Origin of the sequence: Streptomyces roseoverticillatus (assembly GCF_000719265.1) — a bacterium.
In the GTDB taxonomy this organism is placed as follows: domain Bacteria; phylum Actinomycetota; class Actinomycetes; order Streptomycetales; family Streptomycetaceae; genus Streptomyces; species Streptomyces roseoverticillatus.
Window position 1 is genome coordinate 50,644 of the sequence record NZ_JOFL01000010.1, and the last position, 23,650, is coordinate 74,293.

General features: G+C 71.6%; 18 protein-coding genes and 1 pseudogene. 13 read left to right on the plus strand and 6 right to left on the minus strand.

Going from position 1 to position 23,650, the window contains the following annotated elements:
• Nucleotides 1-88: 88 nt before the first annotated feature.
• Nucleotides 89-1,048 carry a hypothetical protein gene (locus tag IF61_RS0113535; RefSeq protein ID WP_052392677.1) on the minus strand — a complete coding sequence of 320 codons (960 nt, stop codon included), beginning with the start codon at nucleotides 1,046-1,048 and terminating at the stop codon, nucleotides 89-91.
• Between the two features lie 235 nt (nucleotides 1,049-1,283).
• On the opposite strand from IF61_RS0113535, the gene IF61_RS0113540 reads away from it, so the two are divergent.
• From IF61_RS0113540 to pgi, 13 genes and pseudogenes are all read left to right on the plus strand, one after another.
• Nucleotides 1,284-1,910, plus strand: a complete 627-nt coding sequence (locus tag IF61_RS0113540; RefSeq protein WP_043189055.1) for a papain-like cysteine protease family protein — start codon at nucleotides 1,284-1,286, stop codon at nucleotides 1,908-1,910.
• Nucleotides 1,911-1,914: 4 nt separating this feature from the next.
• Nucleotides 1,915-2,772: a hypothetical protein gene (locus IF61_RS0113545; RefSeq protein ID WP_245684502.1), complete on the plus strand. Its 858-nt coding sequence runs from the start codon at nucleotides 1,915-1,917 to the stop codon at nucleotides 2,770-2,772.
• Nucleotides 2,773-2,955: 183 nt separating this feature from the next.
• Nucleotides 2,956-4,962, plus strand: coding sequence for an excinuclease ABC subunit UvrC (gene uvrC / locus IF61_RS0113550; RefSeq protein ID WP_030366602.1), 2,007 nt, complete (start codon nucleotides 2,956-2,958; stop codon nucleotides 4,960-4,962).
• 66 nt (nucleotides 4,963-5,028) lie between these two features.
• Complete coding sequence (gene rapZ, locus IF61_RS0113555; RefSeq protein WP_030366603.1) at nucleotides 5,029-5,961, plus strand: RNase adapter RapZ; 933 nt, start codon at nucleotides 5,029-5,031, stop codon at nucleotides 5,959-5,961.
• Nucleotides 5,958-7,010, plus strand: coding sequence for a gluconeogenesis factor YvcK family protein (locus tag IF61_RS0113560; RefSeq protein WP_030366604.1), 1,053 nt, complete (start codon nucleotides 5,958-5,960; stop codon nucleotides 7,008-7,010). The genes rapZ and IF61_RS0113560 overlap by 4 nt, the downstream gene beginning before the upstream one ends.
• Nucleotides 7,001-8,008, plus strand: a complete 1,008-nt coding sequence (gene whiA / locus IF61_RS0113565) for a DNA-binding protein WhiA (RefSeq protein ID WP_030366605.1) — start codon at nucleotides 7,001-7,003, stop codon at nucleotides 8,006-8,008. The genes IF61_RS0113560 and whiA overlap by 10 nt, the downstream gene beginning before the upstream one ends.
• A 154-nt stretch (nucleotides 8,009-8,162) precedes the next feature.
• Nucleotides 8,163-10,373 (plus strand): annotated as a pseudogene (locus IF61_RS0113570) (M14 family metallopeptidase); the annotation flags it as partial.
• A gap of 331 nt (nucleotides 10,374-10,704) precedes the next feature.
• Nucleotides 10,705-11,709 carry a type I glyceraldehyde-3-phosphate dehydrogenase gene (gap, locus tag IF61_RS0113575; protein ID WP_030366607.1) on the plus strand — a complete coding sequence of 335 codons (1,005 nt, stop codon included), beginning with the start codon at nucleotides 10,705-10,707 and terminating at the stop codon, nucleotides 11,707-11,709.
• A 174-nt stretch (nucleotides 11,710-11,883) separates the two neighbouring features.
• Nucleotides 11,884-13,095, plus strand: coding sequence for a phosphoglycerate kinase (locus tag IF61_RS0113580; protein ID WP_030366608.1), 1,212 nt, complete (start codon nucleotides 11,884-11,886; stop codon nucleotides 13,093-13,095).
• A 6-nt stretch (nucleotides 13,096-13,101) separates the two neighbouring features.
• Entirely contained in the window at nucleotides 13,102-13,878 is a 777-nt protein-coding gene (gene tpiA / locus IF61_RS0113585) for a triose-phosphate isomerase (RefSeq protein WP_030366609.1), read from the plus strand.
• Between the two features lie 115 nt (nucleotides 13,879-13,993).
• The gene (secG, locus tag IF61_RS0113590) at nucleotides 13,994-14,224 is read left to right on the plus strand and encodes a preprotein translocase subunit SecG (protein ID WP_030366610.1); all 231 of its coding nucleotides are present in this window, start codon (nucleotides 13,994-13,996) and stop codon (nucleotides 14,222-14,224) included.
• A 161-nt stretch (nucleotides 14,225-14,385) separates the two neighbouring features.
• Nucleotides 14,386-14,721 carry an RNA polymerase-binding protein RbpA gene (locus tag IF61_RS0113595; protein WP_003957010.1) on the plus strand — a complete coding sequence of 112 codons (336 nt, stop codon included), beginning with the start codon at nucleotides 14,386-14,388 and terminating at the stop codon, nucleotides 14,719-14,721.
• Nucleotides 14,722-14,833: 112 nt separating this feature from the next.
• Nucleotides 14,834-16,486 carry a glucose-6-phosphate isomerase gene (pgi, locus tag IF61_RS0113600; RefSeq protein WP_030366611.1) on the plus strand — a complete coding sequence of 551 codons (1,653 nt, stop codon included), beginning with the start codon at nucleotides 14,834-14,836 and terminating at the stop codon, nucleotides 16,484-16,486.
• A 222-nt stretch (nucleotides 16,487-16,708) separates the two neighbouring features.
• On the opposite strand, the gene pgl is transcribed toward pgi, so the two are convergent.
• The 5 genes from pgl to tkt are packed head-to-tail and all read right to left on the minus strand — an operon-like array spanning nucleotide 16,709 to nucleotide 23,324.
• Entirely contained in the window at nucleotides 16,709-17,488 is a 780-nt protein-coding gene (pgl, locus tag IF61_RS0113605; protein WP_030366612.1) for a 6-phosphogluconolactonase, read from the minus strand.
• Nucleotides 17,485-18,561, minus strand: a complete 1,077-nt coding sequence (gene opcA / locus IF61_RS0113610; RefSeq protein WP_030366613.1) for a glucose-6-phosphate dehydrogenase assembly protein OpcA — start codon at nucleotides 18,559-18,561, stop codon at nucleotides 17,485-17,487. Before opcA ends, pgl begins: the two co-directional genes overlap by 4 nt.
• Complete coding sequence (gene zwf, locus IF61_RS0113615) at nucleotides 18,558-20,084, minus strand: glucose-6-phosphate dehydrogenase (protein WP_030366614.1); 1,527 nt, start codon at nucleotides 20,082-20,084, stop codon at nucleotides 18,558-18,560. Before zwf ends, opcA begins: the two co-directional genes overlap by 4 nt.
• 1 nt (nucleotide 20,085) lies before the next feature.
• Entirely contained in the window at nucleotides 20,086-21,201 is a 1,116-nt protein-coding gene (tal, locus tag IF61_RS0113620) for a transaldolase (protein WP_030366615.1), read from the minus strand.
• A gap of 35 nt (nucleotides 21,202-21,236) precedes the next feature.
• Nucleotides 21,237-23,324, minus strand: a complete 2,088-nt coding sequence (tkt, locus tag IF61_RS0113625) for a transketolase (RefSeq protein ID WP_030366616.1) — start codon at nucleotides 23,322-23,324, stop codon at nucleotides 21,237-21,239.
• Nucleotides 23,325-23,650: the final 326 nt, after the last annotated feature.

Genomic DNA, 23,650 nt, shown 5'->3' on the forward strand with positions numbered 1-23,650 from the left:
GATTGCGCATTCCGCCGGACCCTCGCCGTGACGGCCGGCCGCCGTGGCGGCGGGAAGGTTCTTCCGCGGCAGACAGATCCCGGCGTCCTTACGCCCAGTCCCAGGCGATCCCCACGATCCCCGGCCGTACGCACGGCTCCACCAGGTGCACCATGCGGTGGCGGCCGGCGAGCGTGAGCTCCTGCAGCCCGCCGCGGGGCGCGGTCGCCGAGCTGCGCGTGAAGCGCAGGCAGCGTGCGGGCAGCGCGGCGGCGTCGAAGCGGACCTGCAGCACGTACTGCCCGCCCGCGAAGCTGAAGCCGCGCACGTACTCGCCGGCGGGCCCGGCCGTGCCGTCGTCGAAGCCGTAGCCGAAGACGTGGGTCTCCCCGGCCCGCAACCGGGTGTCGAAGAGCAGCTCGGCCACCAGGACGCCGGCCGCCGTGTGCCACCGCACCCGCCCCACACGGCAGTTCTCGTTCGCCCGCACCGCCACCCGGCCGGGGTCGCAGCCCTCGTCCCCGTGGTGGATGGCGAGGTAGCGGTCCACGCCGTCCCGGTGGGCGCGGACGACGTGGTGGGAGTCGCGCCCCCGCAGCTCACGGCCGGCCCCGATGCGGACCCGCTCCAGGTGGCAGACGGTGTGCAGGCCGCCGTCGGCGGGCGACTCCAGCTCGGCGAGGAGCCGCTCCAGCGCGCGCGACTCCTCGACCAGGGAGCGGTACGAGCGCGCGGCCGGCCGCTCGGTGCCGGTGCGCGGCTCACCCGGCTCCAGCAGCCGGGTGAGGGAGTGGGCGGGCAGCTCCAGGATCTCCTCCAGGACCCGCACCGCCCTGAGCGACTCCGGCCGCTGCGGCCGGCGCGCCCCCTGCTGCCAGTAGCTGAGGCTCGTCACGCCCACGTGCACGCCGCGCTGCGCGAGCCGGTGCTGCACCCGGTGCAGCGCGAGTCCCCGCACGCTCAGCGCCGTCCGCAGCGCCACGTGGAACGGCCCGGTGCGCAGGGCGCGGGCCAGCTCGGCCTCGGCAGCGTGGTCATTCGCGTCCCCGCCGGGCCGTGTGCGTGCCATCCGTTCCCACCCCTGTGCTCTGTGAATATTCACAAGCGGTGACTGCGGCGGACCCCGCCGGACCGCTGTGATCCGCATGGCCGGGCAACGGACGTTCACATCCGGTACGCCTCGTTCACACCGTCGGCTCACCGAGCATTGAAGCCGGTTGACCATTCACTGACAACTCCCTGATGCTCCTCACCAGCGTCCGGACGCGCCTCCATCACCACCCCCCGCCTCGGGAGGAACGTCCATGTCCCGTGCATCGGCACAACTGAACAAGCCCGGAAAGGCCCGCATACGCGGCAGACGGCTGTCCACCGCAGCCGTCGTCGCGGCCGCGCTGCTCGCCGTCCCCACCACGGCATCGGCAGCCGGCGGGGACCACGCGTCCCTGCGCGCCTCGAAGAAGCTCAACATCACCATGCAGGCCCAGCAGAAGAGCAACTGGTGCTGGGCCGCCTCCGGCAACACCATCGCCACCTGGTTCGGGCGCAACTACAGCCAGAACCAGTTCTGCAACGCCGCCTTCCGCCGCCAGCAGGGCACGGAGTGCCCCAACAACCAGGCCACGCTGGGCAATGTGCAGACCGGCCTGCAGTGGGCCGGCATCAACCCCGGTTCGTACGTGACCGGATGGCTGCGCTACCCGACGGTCCAGAGCGAGGTCAACGGCAACCGGCCGATCGAGACCCGCATCCAGTGGTCCTCCGGCGGCGGCCACATGCACGTCCTCTACGGCTACGACGACGCGAGCGGGTTCGTGTACTGGGGCGACCCCTGGCCCTCCAGCAACCGCTACAACTGGGCCTCCCACGACTGGTACGTGAACAACAACAACTTCTCCTGGACCCACTCGCTCTACCGGATCGGGGCGTGACGTCATGACCGACCGGATGATCCGTCAGGCGGCCCGGAAGCAGCACTCCCGGCGCAACGCGGCCCGTGCGGTGGCCGCGGGCGCCGTCACCGCCGCCGCCCTCGGCCTCGCCCCGCTCGCGCACGCCGCCGCCCCGGCGCCTCCCGCGGCCCCCACCGCCGCCGGAGTCTCCGCCGCGCACGAGGCGGCCGCCTCCTCCTCGACGCTCGGGACGCTGTCCCGCTTCTTCGCCCGCGACGGTGCGGTCGCCGCGGCGAAGGCGCAGCCGAGGATCGAGGGCGCGACCGTGCCCGTCTACACGCTCTCCCCGGAGTTCGTGGCGGGCAAGGACGGCGCTCCCGTCGCCACGCTCGACTTCCTCGCCAGCAAGGCGGTCTCGGCCGACGGCCAGAAGGCGTCGGTGTGGACCGCGCGCACCGGAGGCGACTGGAAGGTCGTCAACATCGCCACCGGTGACGACGAGACGCGCTACGCCGCCGAGGGGCAGCAGAAGCTCAGCGGCGGCACCGTCTTCCACGAGCCCCAGATCGACGCCTGGTACGTCCAGCGCGGCGACCGGGTCCTGCCGCTGGACGACGACGCCGTCCGGGCCGTGGGCGCGCAGGGCACTACGCTCGACGGCTACCGCGCCCGCGTCCACAAGGCGTACGGCGACAAGCTGCCCGGCTCCGCGTACGCGAAGAAGGGGCAGGCGGGCGGCTACGGCCAGGAGCCGGCCGCGGCCGGGGAACAGCAGGCGGCGCCCGCGCCGCAGGGCGGCTCCGGCCCGCTGAGCACGACGTCCGCGGCGGCGGCCGGCGGCACGGCCCTGCTGCTCGGCGCGGGGGCGGTGGTGGCGCGCCGCAGACTCCGGCGCCGCTGACCCCGGCCCGGGTCCGGCCGGGTCCCCTTGATCCGGTCCGGTCCGTCCCCGTCGGCCCTGATCCACCCTGATCCGCCCCGCGTTCCCGGCTCCCGTCCCCGGCGGCCACCCCCCGCCGGGGCCGGAGCCGGTCCCTCCGCGGGCGGACGCCGATTGTCACTGCCCGCAAGTAGGGTGTGAGACATGGCCGACCCCAGCAGCTACCGACCCAAGCCGGGACAGATCCCCGACTCGCCGGGGGTCTACAGATTCCGTGACGAGCACGGCCGGGTGATCTACGTCGGGAAGGCGAAGAGCCTGCGCGCGCGCCTCTCGTCGTACTTCCAGGACCTGGCCGGCCTGCACCCGCGCACCCGCACGATGGTGACCACGGCCGCCTCCGTCGAGTGGACCGTGGTCTCCACCGAGGTCGAGGCGCTCCAGCTCGAATACTCCTGGATCAAGGAGTACGACCCGCGGTTCAACGTCAAGTACCGCGACGACAAGAGCTATCCCTCCCTCGCCGTCACCCTGGGCGAGGAGTTCCCGCGCGTGCAGGTCATGCGCGGCCCCAAGAAGAAGGGCGTGCGCTACTTCGGCCCGTACGCCCACGCCTGGGCCATCCGCGAGACCGTCGACCTGATGCTGCGCGTCTTCCCCGTGCGCACCTGCTCGGCCGGGGTGTTCAAGCGCTCCGCCCAGATCGGCCGCCCCTGCCTGCTGGGGTACATCGGCAAGTGCTCCGCCCCCTGCGTCGGCCGGGTCAGCCCCGAGGAACACCGCGAACTGGCCGAGGAGTTCTGCGACTTCATGGCCGGACGTACCGGTGCGTACATCCGCCGTTTGGAACAGCAGATGCACGATGCCGCCGAGGAGATGGAGTACGAGAAGGCGGCCCGCCTGCGGGACGACATAGAGGCCCTCCGGCGCGCCATGGAGAAGAACGCCGTCGTCCTCGCCGACGCCACCGACGCCGATCTCATCGCCGTCGCGGAGGACGAGCTGGAGGCCGCGGTGCAGATCTTCCACGTGCGCGGCGGCCGGGTGCGCGGCCAGCGCGGCTGGGTGACCGACAAGGTGGAGGCCGTCGACACGGCCGGCCTCGTCGAGCACGCCCTGCAGCAGCTCTACGGCGAGGAGAGCGGCGACGCGGTGCCCAAGGAGGTCCTGGTCCCGGCCCTGCCGGAGCCGGTGGAGCCCGTCGCCCAGTGGCTGGGCGAGCGCCGGGGCTCCCGCGTCGACCTGCGCATCCCCCAGCGCGGGGACAAGAAGGACCTGATGGCGACGGTCCAGCGCAATGCCCAGCAGGCCCTCGTCCTGCACAAGACCAAGCGCGCCTCCGACCTGACCACCCGCTCCCGGGCGCTGGAGGAGATCGCCGAGGCCCTGGAGCTGGACTCCGCGCCGCTGCGCATCGAGTGCTTCGACATCTCCCACCTCCAGGGGCAGGACGTGGTCGCGTCCATGGTCGTCTTCGAGGACGGCCTGGCCCGCAAGGGCGAGTACCGCCGCTTCCAGATCAAATCGTTCGAGGGCCAGGACGACGTCCGGTCGATGCACGAGGTGATCGGCCGGCGGTTCCGCCGCTATCTGCTGGAGAAGCAGAAGGCGGGGGAGTGGTCCGAGGAGAACGCCGTCGAGGCCGCCGAGGAGGAGAACGGCCACGCCGGCCAGGTGGACGCCCGCGCCGAGGACGGCCGCCCCAAGCGCTTCGCCTACCCGCCGCAGCTCGTCGTGGTCGACGGCGGGCAGCCGCAGGTGGCGGCCGCCCGCCGCGCGCTGGACGAGCTCGGCATCGACGACGTGGCCGTCTGCGGCCTCGCCAAGCGGCTGGAGGAGGTCTGGCTGCCCGGCGAGGACGACCCCGTCGTCCTGCCCCGCACCAGCGAGGGCCTCTACCTCCTGCAGCGCGTGCGCGACGAGGCCCACCGCTTCGCCATCGCCTACCAGCGCAGCAAACGCACGAAGACGCTCAGGGCAGGGCCGCTCGACGAGGTCCCGGGCCTCGGGGAGACCCGCAAGAAGGCCCTGCTCAAGCACTTCGGCTCGGTCAAGCGGCTGCGCGCCGCCACGGTCGAGCAGATCTGCGAGGCGCCGGGCATCGGTCGCAAGACCGCCGAGACGATCGCCGCCGCGCTCGCGGCAGCAGCCCCGCCCGCCCCCGCCGTGAACACGGCGACGGGCGAGATCATGGAAGAGGCGGGGGAATGACGGGACACGCAGTATGGAAGGACGGGGCCGTGACCGCGGCACCGTCGGTGAGACGGGGGTAGCAGCATGACCGGGAACGACCGAGACGGAGCACAGGTGAGTACGGGCACGACGGCGGATGCGGCGGCCGAGACGGCGGGCATCCCCGAACTGGTGATCATCTCCGGCATGTCGGGGGCGGGCCGCAGCACCGCCGCCAAGTGCCTGGAGGACCTCGGCTGGTTCGTCGTCGACAACCTGCCGCCCGCCCTGATCCCGACCATGGTGGACCTCGGCGCCCGCTCCCAGGGCAATGTGGCCCGCATCGCCGTGGTCGTGGACGTCCGCGGCCGGCGCTTCTTCGACAACCTCCGCGAGTCCCTGGCCGACCTGGCCGCCAAGCAGGTCAAGCGGCGCGTGATCTTCCTGGAGGCCTCGGACGACGCCCTGGTGCGCCGCTTCGAGTCCGTGCGCCGCCCGCACCCCCTGCAGGGCTCCGGGCGCATCGTCGACGGCATCGCCGCCGAGCGGGACCTGCTGCGCGAGCTGCGCGGCGACGCCGACCTGGTGATCGACACCTCCAGCCTCAACGTCCACGAGCTGCGCGCCAAGATGGACGCCCAGTTCGCCGGCGAGGAGGAGCCGGAGCTGCGGGCCACCGTCATGTCCTTCGGCTACAAGTACGGCCTGCCCGTCGACGCCGACCTCGTGGTGGACTGCCGCTTCCTGCCCAACCCGCACTGGGTGCCGGAGCTGCGTCCCTTCACGGGCCTGAACGAGGAGGTCTCGGGCTACGTCTTCAACCAGCCCGGCGCCAAGGAGTTCCTCGACCGCTACACCGAGCTCCTGCAGCTCATCGCGGCGGGCTACCGCCGCGAGGGCAAGCGCTACGTGACCATCGCGGTCGGCTGCACCGGCGGCAAGCACCGCTCCGTCGCCATGTCCGAGAAGCTGGCCCACCGCCTCGTCTCGGAGGGCGTGGAGACCGTCGTCGTGCACCGGGACATGGGGCGCGAGTGACCGGCCGCACGTCCAGGCTCCACCGGGTGCGCCGCCTCGTCCCCGGGCGGGTGACGCGCGGCCCCGAGGGGCGCACGAAGCGCGGCGCCCAGCCCAAGGTCGTCGCCCTCGGCGGCGGGCACGGCCTGTCCGCCTCGCTCGCCGCCCTGCGCCGGATCACCGGCGACCTCACCGCCGTCGTCACCGTCGCCGACGACGGCGGCTCCAGCGGCCGGCTCCGCGACGAGCTGGGCGTGCTGCCCCCCGGTGACCTGCGCAAGGCCCTCGCCGCCCTGTGCGGCGACGACGACTGGGGCCAGACCTGGGCCCGGGTGATCAAGCACCGCTTCACCAGCGAGGGCGATCTGCACGACCACGCCGTCGGCAATCTGCTGATCGTCGCCCTGTGGGAGCAGCTCGGCGACCCCGTCCAGGCCCTCGACCTGGTCGGCAAGCTGCTCGGGGCGCACGGCCGGGTGCTGCCCATGTCCGCCGTGCCGCTGGAGCTGCAGGCGCTCGTCAAGGGCCACGACCCCGCCGGGCCCGAGGCCGTCACGACCGTCCGCGGCCAGGCCACGGTGGCGCTGACCCCCGGCGAGGTGCAGTCCGTGCACGTCGTCCCGGAGGACCCGCCGGCCGTGCCCGAGGCCGTCGCCGCCGTGCTCGACGCCGACTGGGTCGTGCTCGGCCCCGGCTCCTGGTTCTCCTCCGTCATCCCCCACCTGCTCGTCCCCGAGCTGCTGGAAGCCCTGCAGGAGACCAAGGCCCGCCGGGTGCTGTCGTTGAACCTCGCACCACAACCGGGTGAAACCGATGGCTTCTCCCCGCAGCGTCATTTGGAGGTTTTGGCCCGACACGCCCCTAAACTCGCCCTGGACGTGGTGCTGGCCGACGAGGCCGCCGTGCCCGACCGGGAGAGCCTCACCGAAGCCGCGAAGCGGCTCGGGGCCGCGGTCGAGCTGGCGCCGGTCGCCGCGCCCGACGGCTCCCCGACCCATGACCCGGAGCTGTTGGCCGCCGCGTACGACCGTATTTTTCGGATGCATGGAAGGATCGGCCCATGGCGATGACGGCAGCGGTGAAGGACGAAATCTCCCGGCTCCCCGTCACCCGAACCTGCTGCCGGAAAGCGGAGGTCTCGGCGATCCTGCGGTTCGCGGGCGGTCTGCACCTGGTCAGCGGGCGCATCGTGATCGAGGCGGAGCTGGACACCGGGATCGCCGCCCGGCGGTTGCGCAAGGACATCCTGGAGATCTTCGGGCACGCCTCCGACCTGGTGGTGATGGCCCCCGGCGGGCTCCGCAGGGGCAGCCGGTACGTGGTCCGGGTGGTGGCGGGCGGTGACCAGCTGGCGCGCCAGACCGGCCTGGTCGACGGCCGCGGCCGGCCGATCCGCGGGCTGCCCCCGCAGGTCGTCTCCGGCGCCACCTGCGATGCCGAGGCCGCCTGGCGGGGCGCCTTCCTCGCCCACGGCTCCCTCACCGAGCCCGGCCGCTCCTCCTCCCTGGAGGTGACCTGCCCCGGGCCGGAGGCGGCGCTGGCGCTGGTCGGCGCGGCCCGCCGGCTGCAGATCGCGGCCAAGGCGCGCGAGGTGCGCGGCGTGGACCGCGTGGTCGTCCGCGACGGCGACGCGATCGGCGCCCTGCTGACCCGGCTGGGCGCGCACGAGTCGGTGCTCGCCTGGGAGGAGCGGCGGATGCGCCGCGAGGTCCGTGCCACGGCCAACCGCCTCGCCAACTTCGACGACGCCAACCTGCGCCGCTCGGCCCGCGCCGCCGTCGCGGCCGGCGCCCGGGTGCAGCGCGCGCTGGAGATCCTCGGCGAGGAGGTGCCCGAGCACCTGGCGGCCGCGGGCCGGCTCCGCATGGAGCACAAGCAGGCCTCCCTGGAGGAGCTCGGCGCCCTGGCCGACCCGCCGCTGACCAAGGACGCCGTCGCCGGCCGGATCCGGCGCCTGCTCGCCATGGCCGACAAGCGCGCCCAGGACCTCGGCATCCCCGGCACCGAGTCCAACCTCTCCGACCTGTCGGACCTCTCCGAGGAGATGGCGGAGGGCATGGCCGGCTGACCGGCCGGCGTTAGTTCCAGAGTCAGGTCCGAGCCACCCCGGTGCCGTGCAGGGCGCCGGAGGGTGGCTCTTTCTGCATCGTTGACATGATCATGCTGCCTCTCCAGTCTGGCGACCGTGCACGGACGTGGCAGACAACAGCAAGGGGGGGCTCATGAGACGCAGGACGAGATCGGTCCTCGCGGCGGCTTCGCTGCTCTTCGGCGGACTGGCCGCGGCACCCTTCGCCCACGCACAACCCGCCGCCGCACCCGCGGCGCGCGACGGTGACGGCGCACCGGCCGTCTGGACCGCCAGGATCACCGCCGGCCAGGTGCCGCTGCTGCTCGCGGCCGGCGTCGACGGCCAGGAGCTCGCCGAGCGCCCGCAAGGGACCAAGGCGGCCTCCGTCGAGCTCTACCTCACCCCCGGCCAGGCCCGCGACCTGCGCGAGCGCGGCGTCGGCCTCACCGAGAAGCGGATCCCCCAGCGCACGAAGGAGCGCCTGAAGGCCGCGGGCGACGGCGTCTTCCGCCCGTACAGCGGCAGAGGCGGCCTCCAGCAGGAGCTCCTGGACACCGCGAAGGCCCACCCCGGCCTCACCAAGGTCGTGAGCATCGGCAAGACCGTCCGCGGCCAGGACATCCTCGCCCTGAAGCTCAGCAAGGACGCCCGCACCGAGCCCGACGGCCGCAAGCCCGCCGTGCTGTACATGTCCAACCAGCACGCCCGGGAGTGGATCACGCCCGAGATGACGCGGCGGCTGCTCCACCACTACCTCGACGGCTACGGCAAGGACGCCCGCCTCACCGACGTCGTGGACCGCGCCGAACTCTGGTTCGTCCTCTCCGCCAACCCCGACGGCTACGACTACACCTTCCAGAGCCCGGCCACCCGCCTGTGGCGCAAGAACCTGCGCGACAACAACGGCGACGGGAAGATCACCCCGGGCGACGGCGTCGACCTCAACCGCAACTTCCCCTACAAGTGGGGCTACGACAACGAGGGTTCGTCCCCCCGCCCGGGCTCCGAGACCTACCGCGGCCCGGCCCCCGCCTCCGAGCCGGAGACGCGGGCGCTCGACGCCTTCGAGAAGAAGCACCGCTTCGGCTACGCCGTCAACTACCACTCGGCGGCCGAACTGCTGCTCTACGGCGTCGGCTGGCAGGTCGCCACGCCCACCCCGGACGACGTCCTGTACAAGGCGCTCGCCGGCACCCCGGAGAAGTCCGCGATCCCGGGCTACCACCCCCAGGTCTCCTCCGAGCTCTACACGACCAACGGCGAGGCCGACGGCCACGCGGCGAACGTCAACGGAACGATGATGTTCACCCCCGAGATGTCGACCTGCCGCACCGCCTCCGAGGCCGATCCCCACGACCGCTGGGACCCGGCCGACTGCCCGTCGTCCTTCAGCTTCCCCGACGACGAGAAGCTCATCCAGCAGGAGTTCGCGAAGAACATCCCGTTCGCGCTGTCCGTGGCCGAGACCGCCGTCAACCGCGAGGGCGCCGACCGGCCGCGCTCGTCCGTGGGCCTCACCGCCCCCGACTTCACCCCCGGCGCCTTCACCACCTCCTACGCCCTCGGCGACGAGCAGGAGGTCTCCGTCACCGCCCGCAAGAGCCTGCGCGAACGCCGCCTCAACTACCGCATCGACGACGGGCGTACGCACTCCGCGCCGCTGGAGGCCTGGAAGGGCGGCGACCGCTACGGCGGCAAGGACAGCATCCGGTTCGCCGAGTACCGCGCCTACGTCGAGGGCGCCGAGCCCGGCTCGAAGGTCCGGGTCTGGTACACCGGCCGGACGCAGGACGGGAGGCCCACCGCCAGTGAACCCTTCACCTACGCCGTGGCGCACCGCCCCGAGGCCGACACCCTGGTGATCGCCGACGAGGGCGGGACGGCCGCCGCCCGGCACACCGCCGTCTACACCGGCGCCCTGGCCGCGGCCGGCCGCGCCGCCGCCGTCTGGGACGTCGCCACGCAGGGCGCGCCGCACGCGCTCGGCGTGCTCGGCCACTTCAAGAGCGTCGTCTGGTACTCCGGCGACAACCGCCCCGGCGGCGCCACCCTGCTGGCCGTGCGGGACTTCGTGAACGAGGGCGGCAAGCTCATCGCCGCGGGCAAGCAGGCGGGCGGCTACGCCCTCGTCGGCGAGGCCGAGACCGACGACTTCAGCCAGTACTACCTGGGCACGGGCGGCCGCGCGTCGCAGCCCGCCCCCGCGCGCTTCACCGGGACCGGCGCCCTCGCCGGTACCGGCGTCCGCCTCGGCGACGCGCCCGGCGACCGGGTCGACGGCGCGGGCGCGTACACCCCCATCTCCGACGAACTGCCGCCCGCGGGCTTCCCGCAGTTCCGCAGCGCCGCCGCGGGGGAGTACACGAACGGCGCAACGGACAGCCGGTGCACCGGAACCGGCCTCACGCTCCGTAATGACGCTTGTGCGGCGGCGGACGCGCGCCGCGCGGCCGCCGTCTCGACCCCCGCCACGGTGCTCCTGGGCTTCGGTCTGCAGCACGTCCCGGACCCCGCCGAAAGGTCCGCGCTCATTAGTGCAGCCCTGCGCTCTGTCAAGGGGTGAAGCCGCTCCAGAGGCCCAGTGACGCCAATGTCACGTCCCCACCTTCTTAGAGGTAGGGTCGGTGGTGGTCGGGGACATCCCAAACAGCCCGCCGGCGGACAGTCCGGCACACCAACGAGGAGATCGGTTCGTGACGATCCGCGTAGGCATCAACGGCTTTGGCCGTATCGGTCGTAACTACTTCCGCGCGCTCCTGGAGCAGGGTGCGGACATTCAGGTAGTCGGTGTCAACGACCTGACCGACAACGCCACCCTGGTGCACCTGCTGAAGTACGACAGCATCCTCGGTCGTCTCAAGCACGAGGTCAGCCACACCGACGACACGATCACTGTCGGCGACATGACCTTCAAGACGATGGCCGAGCGCGACCCGGCGAACCTGCCCTGGGGCGAGCTGGGCGCCGACATCGTCATCGAGTCCACGGGCATCTTCACCAAGCGCGAGGACGCCGCCAAGCACCTCGCCGCCGGTGCGAAGAAGGTCCTCATCTCGGCTCCGGCCAAGAACGAGGACATCACCATCGTGATGGGCGTCAACCAGGACAAGTACGACGCGGCCAACCACCACGTCATCTCCAACGCCTCCTGCACCACCAACTGCGTGGCGCCGATGGCCAAGGTCCTCGACGAGAGCTTCGGCATCGTCAAGGGCATGATGACGACGGTCCACGCGTACACCAACGACCAGCGCATCCTGGACTTCCCGCACTCCGACCTGCGCCGCGCCCGCGCCGCCGCGGAGAACATCATCCCGACCTCGACCGGTGCCGCCAAGGCCACCGCCCTGGTCCTCCCGCAGCTGAAGGGCAAGCTGGACGGCATCGCCATGCGCGTCCCGGTCCCGACCGGCTCGGTCACCGACCTCGTCCTGGAGCTCGACCGCGAGACCACCAAGGAAGAGATCAACGCCGCCTTCCAGAAGGCCGCCGAGGGTCAGCTCAAGGGCATCCTCGAGTACACCGAGGACCCGATCGTCTCCTCCGACATCGTCAACTGGCCGGCCTCCTGCACCTTCGACTCGCAGCTGACGATGGTCCAGGGCAAGCAGGTCAAGGTCGTCGGCTGGTACGACAACGAGTGGGGCTACTCCAACCGCCTGGTGGACCTGACCGTCTTCGTCGGCGGCCAGCTCTGATCTCTCTGCCCGCTGATCGTACGATCACAGGCATCGGGATGTAGGGGACGGGGCTCGTACGACGCGATGGAGCGTCGTACGAGCCCCGTCTCATGACTGTCCCCCAGCTACCGCTGGGAGGGGCCCCGCCCTACGGGGCGGAGCCCCCACCTACGGACGTACCGGAGTCACCGCATGAAGACGATCGACGAACTCATCCAGGACGGTGTCGAGGGCAAGCGGATCTTCGTCCGCGCCGACCTCAACGTGCCGCTCGACGGCACCACCATCACCGACGACGGCCGCATCCGCGCCGTCGCCCCGACCATCGCCAAGCTCGCCGCCGCGGGCGCGAAGGTGATCGTCGCCTCCCACCTGGGCCGTCCCGAGGGCGCCCCGGACCCCCGCTTCTCCCTCGCCCCGGCCGCCGCGCGGCTCGGCGAGATCCTGGGCAAGCAGGTCTCGTTCGCCACCGACACGGTCGGCGACAGCGCGAAGGCCACCGTCGCCGCACTGGCGAACGGCGAGGTCACGCTGCTGGAGAACCTCCGCTTCAACGCGGGCGAGACCAGCAAGGACGACGCGGAGCGCGGTGCCTTCGCCGACGCCCTCGCCTCCCTGGCCGACCTGTACGTGGGCGACGGCTTCGGCGCCGTGCACCGCAAGCACGCCTCGGTCTTCGACCTCCCGGCGCGCCTGCCGCACGCCGCCGGCGACCTGATCGCCACCGAGGTCGGCGTCCTGAAGAAGCTCACCGAGGACGTCGCGCGCCCCTACGTGGTGGTGCTCGGCGGCGCCAAGGTCTCCGACAAGCTGGGCGTCATCGACAACCTGCTCAAGAAGGCCGACCGCATCCTCATCGGCGGCGGCATGTCGTACACCTTCCTGGCCGCCAAGGGCCACGAGGTCGGCATCTCGCTGCTGCAGGAGGACCAGAAGGACACCTGCCTCGCGTACCTGGCCGAGGCGGAGAAGCGGGGCGTCGAGTTCGTCCTGCCCGTCGACGTCCTGGTCTCGGCCGACTTCCCGGACCTGAAGACCAAGGCCCCGGCCAACCCCGACACCGTCTCCTCGGACGCCATCCCGGCGGACAAGGAGGGCCTCGACATCGGCCCGAAGACCCGTGAGCTCTACGCGGCGAAGCTCGCCGACGCGGGCACGGTCTTCTGGAACGGCCCGATGGGTGTCTTCGAGCACCCCGACTACGCGAACGGCACCAAGGCCGTCGCGCAGGCCCTGCTGAACTCGCCGGGCTTCACCGTCGTGGGCGGGGGCGACTCGGCCGCGGCCGTGCGCACCCTCGGCTTCGACGAGAATGCTTTCGGCCACATCTCGACCGGCGGCGGCGCCAGCCTCGAGTACCTCGAGGGCAAGACGCTCCCCGGCCTCGCCGCACTGGAGGACTGAACCACTGTGAGTGCACGTACCCCGCTGATGGCGGGCAACTGGAAGATGAACCTCAACCACCTCGAGGCCATCGCCCACGTCCAGAAGCTCGCCTTCGCGCTCGCCGACAAGGACTACGAGGGCACCGAGGTCGCCGTCCTGCCGCCCTTCACCGACCTCCGCTCGGTGCAGACGCTGGTCGACGGCGACAAGCTGAAGATCAAGTACGGCGCCCAGGACGTCTCGGCGTTCGACTCCGGCGCGTACACCGGCGAGATCTCCGGCGCCATGCTCGCCAAGCTGAAGTGCACCTACGTGGCGATCGGGCACTCCGAGCGCCGCCAGTACCACGGCGAGTCGGACGAGCTCTGCAACGCCAAGGTCAAGGCCGCCTACCGGCACGGGCTGACCCCGATCCTGTGCGTCGGCGAGGGCCTGGAGATCCGCAAGGCCGGCGGCCAGGTCGCCCACACCCTCGCGCAGGTCGACGGCGGCCTCAAGGACGTCCCGGCCGAGCAGGCCGAGAGCATCGTCATCGCCTACGAGCCGGTGTGGGCCATCGGCACCGGCGAGGTCGCCACGCCCGAGGACGCCCAGGAGGTCTGCGGGGCCATCCGCGGCCGCCTCGCCGAGCTCTACGGCCACGAGGTCGCCGACAAGATCCGCATCCAGTACGGCGGCTCCGTCAAGTCCGGCAACATCGCCGCGATCATGGCGCAGCCGGACGTCGACGGCGCCCTGATCGGCGGCGCCGCGCTGGACGTGGACGACTTCGTCAAGATCGTGCGCTTCCGCGACCAGTAGCAGCGCTATGACGGGGAGCATCCCTCGTCGTACCCTGTCGGGGCCGGGACCGGCGCGTTCGCGCCACCCGGCCCCTCACCGTTCACCGTCCGAGAGAGTTGGTCCAGCCGTGGTCATGGGGTTCTCGATCGCCCTCATCATCTTCAGCGTGCTGATGATGATGCTGGTGCTCATGCACAAGGGGAAGGGCGGCGGCCTGTCCGACATGTTCGGCGGTGGCATGCAGTCCTCCGTCGGCGGCTCCTCCGTCGCCGAGCGCAACCTCGACCGCATCACCGTGGTCGTCGGTCTGCTCTGGTTCGCGTGCATCGTCGCACTCGGCCTGCTGATGAAGCTCGATAGCTGACGTCCCGTCGTGAACGCGGCCTATCATTGAGGTCGCGTCCTCGCGGCCGGGCTGTAACTCCTGCCACTGGACGCGCGTTGGGCCTTACGTAGACTGGGGCGCCCGCAGCGGAGCCGTCGGTTCAGACGGTCCGCAGCACCATTACGCAGGGAGTTACGACCGTGGCAAGTGGCAACGCGATCCGGGGAAGCCGGGTCGGAGCGGGGCCGATGGGTGAGGCCGAGCGGGGCGAGTCCGCGCCGCGCCTCCGCATCTCCTTCTGGTGCTCTAACGGGCACGAGACGCAGCCGAGCTTCGCCAGCGACGCACAGGTGCCGGATACGTGGGACTGCCCGCGCTGCGGCTTCCCGGCAGGCCAGGACCGGGACAATCCGCCGGACCCGCCGCGCACCGAGCCGTACAAGACCCACCTCGCCTACGTCCGCGAGCGGCGCAGCGACGCCGACGGCGAGGCGATCCTGGCCGAGGCGCTCGCGAAGCTCCGCGGAGAGATCTGACGAAACGGCACCCCTCGTGGGTGCCGTTTCGCGTTGCGCTCGAACCGACCGCTGATCAATTAGGTTGGAGGGCGGCGGGGCAGTTACGACAATGAATGGGCTGATGTCCGAGATGAACGCAGAGGACCGCACCAGGCTGGACCGGACTCCGGAGTGGAACGCTCTGGCCAAGCACCGGGACGAACTGGGGGAGGTGCACCTGCGCGAGCTCTTCGCGGACGATCCGCGGCGGGCCGGGAAGTACGCCCTCACCGTCGGCGACCTCCACCTGGACTACTCCAAGCACCTCGTCACCGACGAGACCCTGCGCCTGCTGCGCGAGCTCGCCTCGGCCGCGGGCGTCGCGGAGCTGCGCGACGCCATGTTCCGCGGCGAGAAGATCAACACCACCGAGGGCCGCGCCGTGCTGCACACCGCGCTGCGCGCCCCGGAGTCCGCCGTCGTCAAGGTCGACGGCGAGAACGTCGTCCCGGCCGTCCACGCCGTGCTCCGCAAGATGCAGGTCTTCTGCGACCGCGTGCTCTCCGGCGACTGGAAGGGCCACACGGGCCGGCCCATCAAGAACGTCGTCAACATCGGCATCGGCGGATCCGACCTCGGTCCGGCGATGGCCTACGAGGCGCTGCGCGCCTACACCGCCCGCGACCTGACGTTCCGATTCGTCTCCAACGTGGACGGCGCCGACCTGCACGAGGCCCTGCAGGGCCTCGACGCCGCCGAGACGCTGTTCATCGTCGCCTCCAAGACGTTCACGACGATCGAGACCATCACCAACGCCACCTCCGCGCGGAACTGGCTGCTGACCGAGCTGCGGGCCGGCGAGGACGCCGTCGCCAAGCACTTCGTCGCCCTGTCGACGAACGAGGAGAAGGTCTCCGAGTTCGGCATCGACACCACCAACATGTTCGAGTTCTGGGACTGGGTCGGCGGCCGCTACTCCTACGACTCGGCCATCGGGCTCTCCCTGATGCTCGCCATCGGCCCGGACCGCTTCCGCGAGATGCTCGCCGGCTTCCACCTCGTCGACGAGCACTTCCGCACGGCGCCCTTCGAGGAGAACGCTCCGCTGCTGCTCGGCCTGCTGGGCGTCTGGTACGGCAACTTCCACGACGCCCAGTCGCACGCGGTCCTGCCCTACAGCCACTACCTGTCGAAGTTCGCCGCGTACCTGCAGCAGCTGGACATGGAGTCCAACGGCAAGTCGGTCGACCGTGAGGGACGGCCCGTCAGCTGGCAGACCGGGCCCGTCGTCTGGGGCACCCCCGGCACGAACGGCCAGCACGCGTATTACCAGTTGATCCACCAGGGCACGAAGCTGATCCCGGCGGACTTCATCGGCTTCGCCAAGCCGGTCGACGACCTGCTGCCCGGGCTGGTGGCCCAGCACGACCTGCTGATGGCCAACCTCTTCGCCCAGGGCCAGGCGCTCGCCTTCGGCAAGACCGCGGAGGAGGTGGCGGCGGAGGGCGTTCCCGCCGAGCTCGTCCCCCACAAGACGTTCCGCGGCAACCACCCGACGACGACGATCCTCGCGAGCGAGCTGACGCCGTCGGTGCTGGGGCAGTTGATCGCCCTGTACGAGCACAAGGTGTTCGTCCAGGGTGCGATCTGGAACATCGACTCCTTCGACCAGTGGGGTGTCGAGCTGGGGAAGGTCCTCGCGAAGCGGGTCGAGCCTGCGCTGACGGAGGGTGCGGAGGTCTCCGGCCTGGACGCCTCGACGGCGTCCCTGGTCGCCCGCTACCGCGAGCTGCGGGGCCGCTAGGCCGTGGCCTGAGGCGGGTCCGGCACCGCCGGAGACGTTGACGGTGGTTGCGCGCCGCGGCGGCGGTTCGAAGGATGCAGGGCATCCTGCACCGGGTGGAGGGTGCGCTTGCGCCCTCCAGTTCCGCCGCAGCGGTGCTCAGCCACCATGGCGGCGGTGCCAAGACAACGGCCCGGCCCCCGAGAACGGGAGCCGGGCCGTCGGCATGCGTCGTGCGTACCGTCAGGGCGAAGCCGGCGGGTACAAGCCCCGCGGCAGCCGTGCCGCCGCGGCCGCGTCCAGCAGCCACAGCGTGCGGCTGCGACCGTACGCGCCCGCGGCCGGGGCCTGGATCTCGCCCGCACCGCTCAGCGCGAGCGCAACGGCGTTCGCCTTGTCCTCGCCCGCGGCGAGCAGCCAGACCTCCCGCGCCGCGCGGATCGCCGGCAGGGTCAGCGAGACCCTGGTCGGCGGCGGCTTGGGCGCGCCGTGGACGCCCACGACCGTGCGCTCGGTCTCCCGTACGCCCGGCATCTCGGGGAAGAGGGACGCGACGTGCGTGTCGGGGCCGACGCCCAGCAGGAGCACGTCGAAGGACGGCACGGGACCGTGGTCCTCGGGGCGGGCGGCCTTGGCCAGCTCCGCCGCGTAGGCCTCGGCCGCGGCGTCCGCGTCGTCGTGGGTGCCGTCGGCGGCGGGCATGTAGTGCACCCGCGCCGGGTCGAGGTCCACGGCGTCGAGCAGGGCCTCGCGGGCCTGCGTGGCGTTGCGCTCCGGGTCGCCCTGGGGCAGGAAGCGCTCGTCGCCCCACCACAGGTCGAGCCGGGACCAGTCGACCGCGTCCCGGGCGGGCGCCGCGGCGAGGGCCGCGAGCAGCCCGTTGCCGTTGCGCCCGCCGGTGAGGACCACGGACGCCGAGCCGCGGGCGGCCTGGGCGTCGACGATCTTCGTGATCAGCCGGGCCGCGGCGGCCTGAGCCATCAGCTCCTTGTCCCGGTGGACGACGATCTGCGGGGTGCTCACTTGCCGGCCGCCTTCTTGCCGCCGGCCTTCTTGGCCGGGGCGGAGGCCGGGGCGGCCTTCTCCTCGGCGGCCGGAGCCTCGGCAGCGGCCGGTGCCCCGGCGGCCTCGGCAGCCGGCGCCTTCGCGGCGGCGGGCGCCGCGGCCGGCGCGTCGTTCAGCCGGTCCACCCCGTACTTGAGGGCGGACTGGTAGATGTCGTCCGGGTCGAGCCGGCGCAGCTCCTCCGCGAGGAGCTCCGCCGTCTCGCGCCGCTGGAGGGCGACGGCGCGGTCGGGCTGGCCGGGCATGGAGAGCGTGGCCAGGGAGCCGTCCGGGCGGTCCAGGACGACGGGCCCGTTCTTCGTCTCCAGGCGGACGGCGGTGAGGCCGGGGCCGTCGGAGACGGTGCGGCGCACCGGGACGCCGAGGCGGTCGGCGAGCCAGAGGGCGAGGAGCTCGGCGCTGGGGTTGTAGCCCTCGCCCTCGACCTCCGCGGAGACGACGCCGGCGTGCTGCTGGTCCAGGGCGGCCGCGAGCATGGAGCGCCACGGCGTGATCCGGGCCCAGGCGAGGTCGGTGTCGCCGGGCGTGTAGTGCGCCGAGCGGGCCGACAGCTCCTTGACGGGGTCCTCGGCGGCGTACGCGTCGGTGACGCGGCGCTGGCCGAGGGCGCCCAGCGGGTCCTCGTGGGGGTCGACCGGGGAAGAGACCGGCCACCAGACGACGACGGGGGCGTCCGGCAGCAGCAGCGGCAGGACGACCGACTGGGCGTGGTCTATCACGTCGCCGTAGAGCCGCAGGACGACCGTCTCGCCGGTGCCGGCGGAGGTGCCGACGCGGACCTCGGCGTCGAGGCGGGCCTTGGCGCGGTCGCGCGGGGAGCGGCTGACGCGCTTGATGACGACGAGCTTGCGCGAGGGGTGCTCGCGGGACGCCTCATTGGCGGCCTTGAGCGCGTCGTAGGCGTGCTCCTCGTCGGTGACGATGACGAGGGTGAGCACCATGCCGACGGCCGGGGTGCCGATCGCGCGGCGGCCCTGGACCAGGGCGTGGTTGATCTTGCTGGACGTGGTGTCCGTGAGGTCCATTTTCATGGCCGGCGCCAGCTCCGTCCGTCTCGTGCGAGCATCTCGTCCGCTTCGGCCGGGCCCCAGGTGCCGGCGGGGTAGGACGCGGGCTTGCCGTTCTTGTCCCAGTACTCCTCGATGGGGTCGAGGATCTGCCAGGACAGCTCGACCTCCTTCAGGCGCGGGAAGAGGTTGGCGTCGCCCAGCAGCACATCGAGGATGAGCCGCTCGTAGGCCTCGGGGCTGGACTCGGTGAAGGACTCGCCGTAGGCGAAGTCCATCGAGACGTCCCGGACCTCCATCTGGGTGCCGGGCACCTTGGAGCCGAACCGCATGGTGACGCCCTCGTCCGGCTGCACCCGGATGACCAGGGCGTTCTGCCCGAGCTCCTCGGTGGCGGTGTGGTCGAAGGGCGAGTGCGGGGCGCGCTGGAAGACGACCGCGATCTCGGTGACGCGGCGGCCCAGGCGCTTGCCGGTGCGCAGGTAGAAGGGGACGCCCGCCCAGCGGCGGTTGTCGATCTCCAGCTTGATCGCGGCGTAGGTGTCGGTCTTGGAGGCCGGGTCGATGCCGTCTTCCTCCAGGTAGCCGACGACCTCCTCGCCGCCCTGCCAGCCGTGCGCGTACTGGCCGCGGACGGTCTCCTTGCCGAGGTCCTTGGGCAGTCGGACGGCGCCCAGCACCTTGGTCTTCTCGGCGACCAGCGCGTCCGCGTCGAAGGAGGCGGGCTCCTCCATGGCGGTCAGCGCGAGCAGCTGGAGGAGGTGGTTCTGGATGACGTCGCGGGCGGCGCCGATGCCGTCGTAGTAGCCGGCGCGGCCGCCGATGCCGATGTCCTCGGCCATGGTGATCTGCACGTGGTCGACGTAGGACCGGTTCCAGATCGGCTCGAAGAGGGTGTTGGCGAAGCGGAGCGCCAGGATGTTCTGGACGGTCTCCTTGCCGAGGTAGTGGTCGATCCGGAAGACCTCTTCGGTCGGGAAGACCTCGTGGACGATCCGGTTGAGCTCCTGGGCGCTGGCCAGGTCGTGGCCGAAGGGCTTCTCGATGACGGCGCGCCGCCAGGAGCCCTCCTTCTGGTCGGCCAGGCCGTGCTTCTTGAGCTGCTGGACGACCTTGGGGAACCACTTCGGCGGCACCGAGAGGTAGAAGGCGAAGTTGCCGCCCGTGCCCTGGGCCTGGTCGAGCTCGTGGACGGTGCTCTTGAGCTTCTCGAAGGCCTCGTCGTCGTCGAAGTCGCCCTGCACGAACCGGCAGCCCTGGACCAGCTGCTGCCAGACCTCCTCGCGGAAGGGCGTGCGGGCGTGCTCCTTGACGGCGTCGTGGACGATCTGGGCGAAGTCCTCGTTCTCCCAGTCGCGGCGCGCGAAGCCGATGAGCGAGAAGCCCGGCGGCAGCAGACCGCGGTTGGCGAGGTCGTACACCGCCGGCATCAGCTTTTTCCGGGACAAATCGCCCGTGACGCCAAAGATGACCAGGCCCGACGGCCCCGCGATGCGCGGGAGCCGTCGGTCCAGAGCGTCACGCAGCGGATTGCTGCTTGTGCTCAATTCACGCCTCCGGGGCGAGGCGCTTGAGCTCCGCCTCGGTGGACTTCAGCAGGTCGTTCCAGGACTGCTCGAACTTGTCGACGCCCTCGTCCTCCAGGAGCTGCACGACGTCGTCGTACGAGATCCCGAGCTTCGCGAGCGCGTCGAGCTCGGCCTTGGCCTGCTCGTACGTGCCGCGGATGGTGTCACCGGTGATCTGCCCGTGGTCGGCCGTGGCCTCCAGGGTGGCCTCCGGCATGGTGTTGACCGTGTTCGGGGCGACCAGGTCGTCCACGTACAGCGTGTCCTTGTAGGCCGGGTCCTTGACGCCGGTCGAGGCCCACAGCGCACGCTGCTTGTTGGCGCCGGCCTTCTCCAGGGTGGCCCAGCGGTCCGAGGAGAAGACCTCCTCGTAGGCCTGGTAGGCCAGGCGGGCGTTGGCGAGGGCGGCCTTGCCGCGCAGCGCCTTGGCCTCGTCGGTGCCGAGGGCGTCCAGGCGCTTGTCGATCTCGCTGTCCACGCGGGACACGAAGAAGGACGCGACCGAGTGGATCAGGGACAGGTCCAGGCCCGCGGCCTTGGCCTGCTCCAGACCGGTCAGGTAGGCGTCCATGACCGCGCGGTAGCGCTCGAGGGAGAAGATCAGCGTGACGTTGACGCTGATGCCCTTGCCGATCACGTCGGCGATCGCCGGCAGGCCCGCCTTGGTGGCCGGGATCTTGATCAGCGTGTTGGGGCGGTCCACCAGCCAGGCCAGCTGCTTGGCCTCGGCGACGGTGGCCTTGGTGTTGTGCGCGAGGCGCGGGTCGACCTCGATCGAGACCCGGCCGTCCTGGCCGTCCGTGGCGTCGAAGACCGGGCGCAGGATGTCGGCGGCGTCGCGGACGTCCGCCGTGGTGATCATGCGGATGGCCTCGTCGACGGTGACCTTGCGGGCCGCGAGGTCGGCGAGCTGCTGCTCGTAGCCCTCACCGCTGGAGATCGCCTTCTGGAAGATCGACGGGTTCGTCGTGACGCCCACGACGTGGCTCTGGTCGATCAGCTCGGCCAGGTTGCCGGACGTGATGCGCTTGCGGGACAGGTCGTCCAGCCAGATCGCGACGCCTTCGTCGGAGAGGCGCTTGAGTGCGTCTGTCATGGGTTCTGCATCTCCTACTTGCTCGTAAAGGGGCGTCAGCGGCGGGCGGCGTCGGCGTGCTCGATCGACTCGCGCGCGGCCGCGACGACGGCCTCGGTGGTCAGACCGAACTCGCGGTAGAGCACCTTGTAGTCGGCGGAGGCGCCGAAGTGCTCCAGCGACACGATGCGGCCGGCCTCGCCGACGTAGCGGTGCCAGGTCAGGCCGATGCCCGCCTCGACGGCCACGCGGGCCTTGACGTCCGGCAGCAGCACGCCGTCGCGGTACGCCTGGTCCTGCTCCTCGAACCACTCGACGGACGGCATGGAGACCACGCGGGTCGGGATGCCCTCGGCCTGGAGCTGCTCGCGGGCCTCGACGGCCAGCTGGACCTCGGAGCCGGTGCCGATCAGGATCACCTGCGGGCGGCCGCCCTCGGCCTCGAACAGGACGTAGCCGCCCTTGGCCACACCCTCGTTGGCCTCGTACGTCGGGACGTTCTGGCGGGTGAGGGCCAGGCCGTGCGGCGCGGGCTTGACGGTGTGGCGCTTGGTGATCTCGCGCCAGGCGATGGCCGTCTCGTTGGCGTCGGCCGGGCGGACCATGTTCAGGCCCGGGATGGCGCGCAGGGCGGCCATGTGCTCGACCGGCTGGTGGGTCGGGCCGTCCTCGCCGAGGCCGATGGAGTCGTGCGTCCACACGTAGGTGACCGGCAGCTTCATCAGCGCGGCCAGGCGCACGGCCGGGCGCATGTAGTCGGAGAACACCAGGAAGGTGCCGCCGTAGACACGGGTGTTGCCGTGCAGCGCGATGCCGTTCATGGTCGAACCCATGGCGTGCTCGCGGATGCCGAAGTGGATCGTGCGGCCGTAGGGGTTGGCCTCCGGCAGCGGGTTGCCCTTCGGGAGGAAGGACGACGACGGGTCGATCGTGGTGTTGTTCGAGCCGGCGAGGTCGGCGGAGCCGCCCCACAGCTCGGGGAGCACGCCGCCCAGCGCCTTGAGGACCTCGCCCGACGCCTTGCGGGTGGCGACGTCCTTGCCGGCCGGGAAGACCGGGAGGGCCTTCTCCCAGCCGTCGGGCAGCTCGCCCGCGACGATGCGGTCGAACTCCTCGGCGCGCTCCGGGTTGGCCTGACGCCACTCCTGGAGGCGCTTGTCCCACGTGGCGTGGGCCTCGCGGCCGCGGTCGACGACCTTGCGGACGTGGCTGAAGACCTCGTCCTCGACCTGGAAGTCCTGCTCGGGGTCGAAGCCCATGACGCGCTTGGTCGCGGCGACCTCCTCGGCACCCAGCGCCGAGCCGTGCGAGGCCTCGGTGTTCTGGGCGTTCGGGGCCGGCCAGGCGATGATCGTGCGCGCGGCGATGATCGAGGGGCGCTCGGTCTCCTCCTGCGCGGCCTTCAGGGCCGCGTGCAGGGCGTGGATGTCGAAGTCGCCGTTGGCGGCCTGCTCGATGCGCTGGACGTGCCAGCCGTAGGCCTCGTAGCGCCCCAGGACGTCCTCGGAGAAGGCGGTCTCGGTGTCGCCCTCGATCGAGATGTGGTTGTCGTCGTACAGAGCGACGATGTTGCCGAGCTTCTGGTGGCCGGCGAGCGAGGAGGCCTCGGCGGAGATGCCCTCCTCCAGGTCGCCGTCGGAGACGATCGCCCAGATGGTGTGGTCGAACGGGGAGGTGCCCTCGGGGGCCTCCGGGTCGAACAGGCCGCGCTCGTAGCGGGCGGCCATGGCCATGCCCACGGCGTTGGCGATGCCCTGGCCCAGCGGGCCGGTCGTCGTCTCGACGCCACGGGTGTGACCGTGCTCCGGGTGGCCGGGGGTCTTGCTGTCCCAGGTGCGGAAGGACTTCAGGTCCGACAGCTCCAGGCCGTAGCCCGCCATGAAGAGCTGGACGTACAGCGTCAGGCTGGTGTGGCCGGGGGAGAGGACGAAGCGGTCGCGACCGGTCCAGTCCGCGTCATTGGGGTCGTGCCGCATCATCTTCTGGAACAGCAGGTAGGCGGCGGGCGCCAGGCTCATGGCCGTGCCCGGATGGCCGTTGCCGACCTTCTGCACGGAGTCCATGGCCAGGACGCGGGCGGTATCGACGGCCCGCTGGTCCAGTTCGGTCCATTCGAGGTCTGTGGTGGTCGGCTTGGTGCTCACCCTTGGATCAGGGCTCCTCTCCACATGGTCTTGTCTGCCGGGGGCGGTATGTTCCGCCACGACGCGGCGTGCCCGAGCCTACCCCTGCGGGGACGCGCATCTTTTCGACGTACAGTCGGCTGCCCGTTCGCGGGCAACCGAATCGCGGCGGCAGGGATTCCCGCCGCGGGTGCGGCGCCCTGTGTCCAGCCTGCCGGGCGGCGCGCCCGCCCGCCTCCCGAAGACGACCGTTGCGTCATGTCCGGGGAGCTCCGCGGCGGTGCCCGGGGCGCGCGGCGAGGCGTCCGTGATCCGTTGCGCGCGCCCTCAACACGACCCACCCCGGC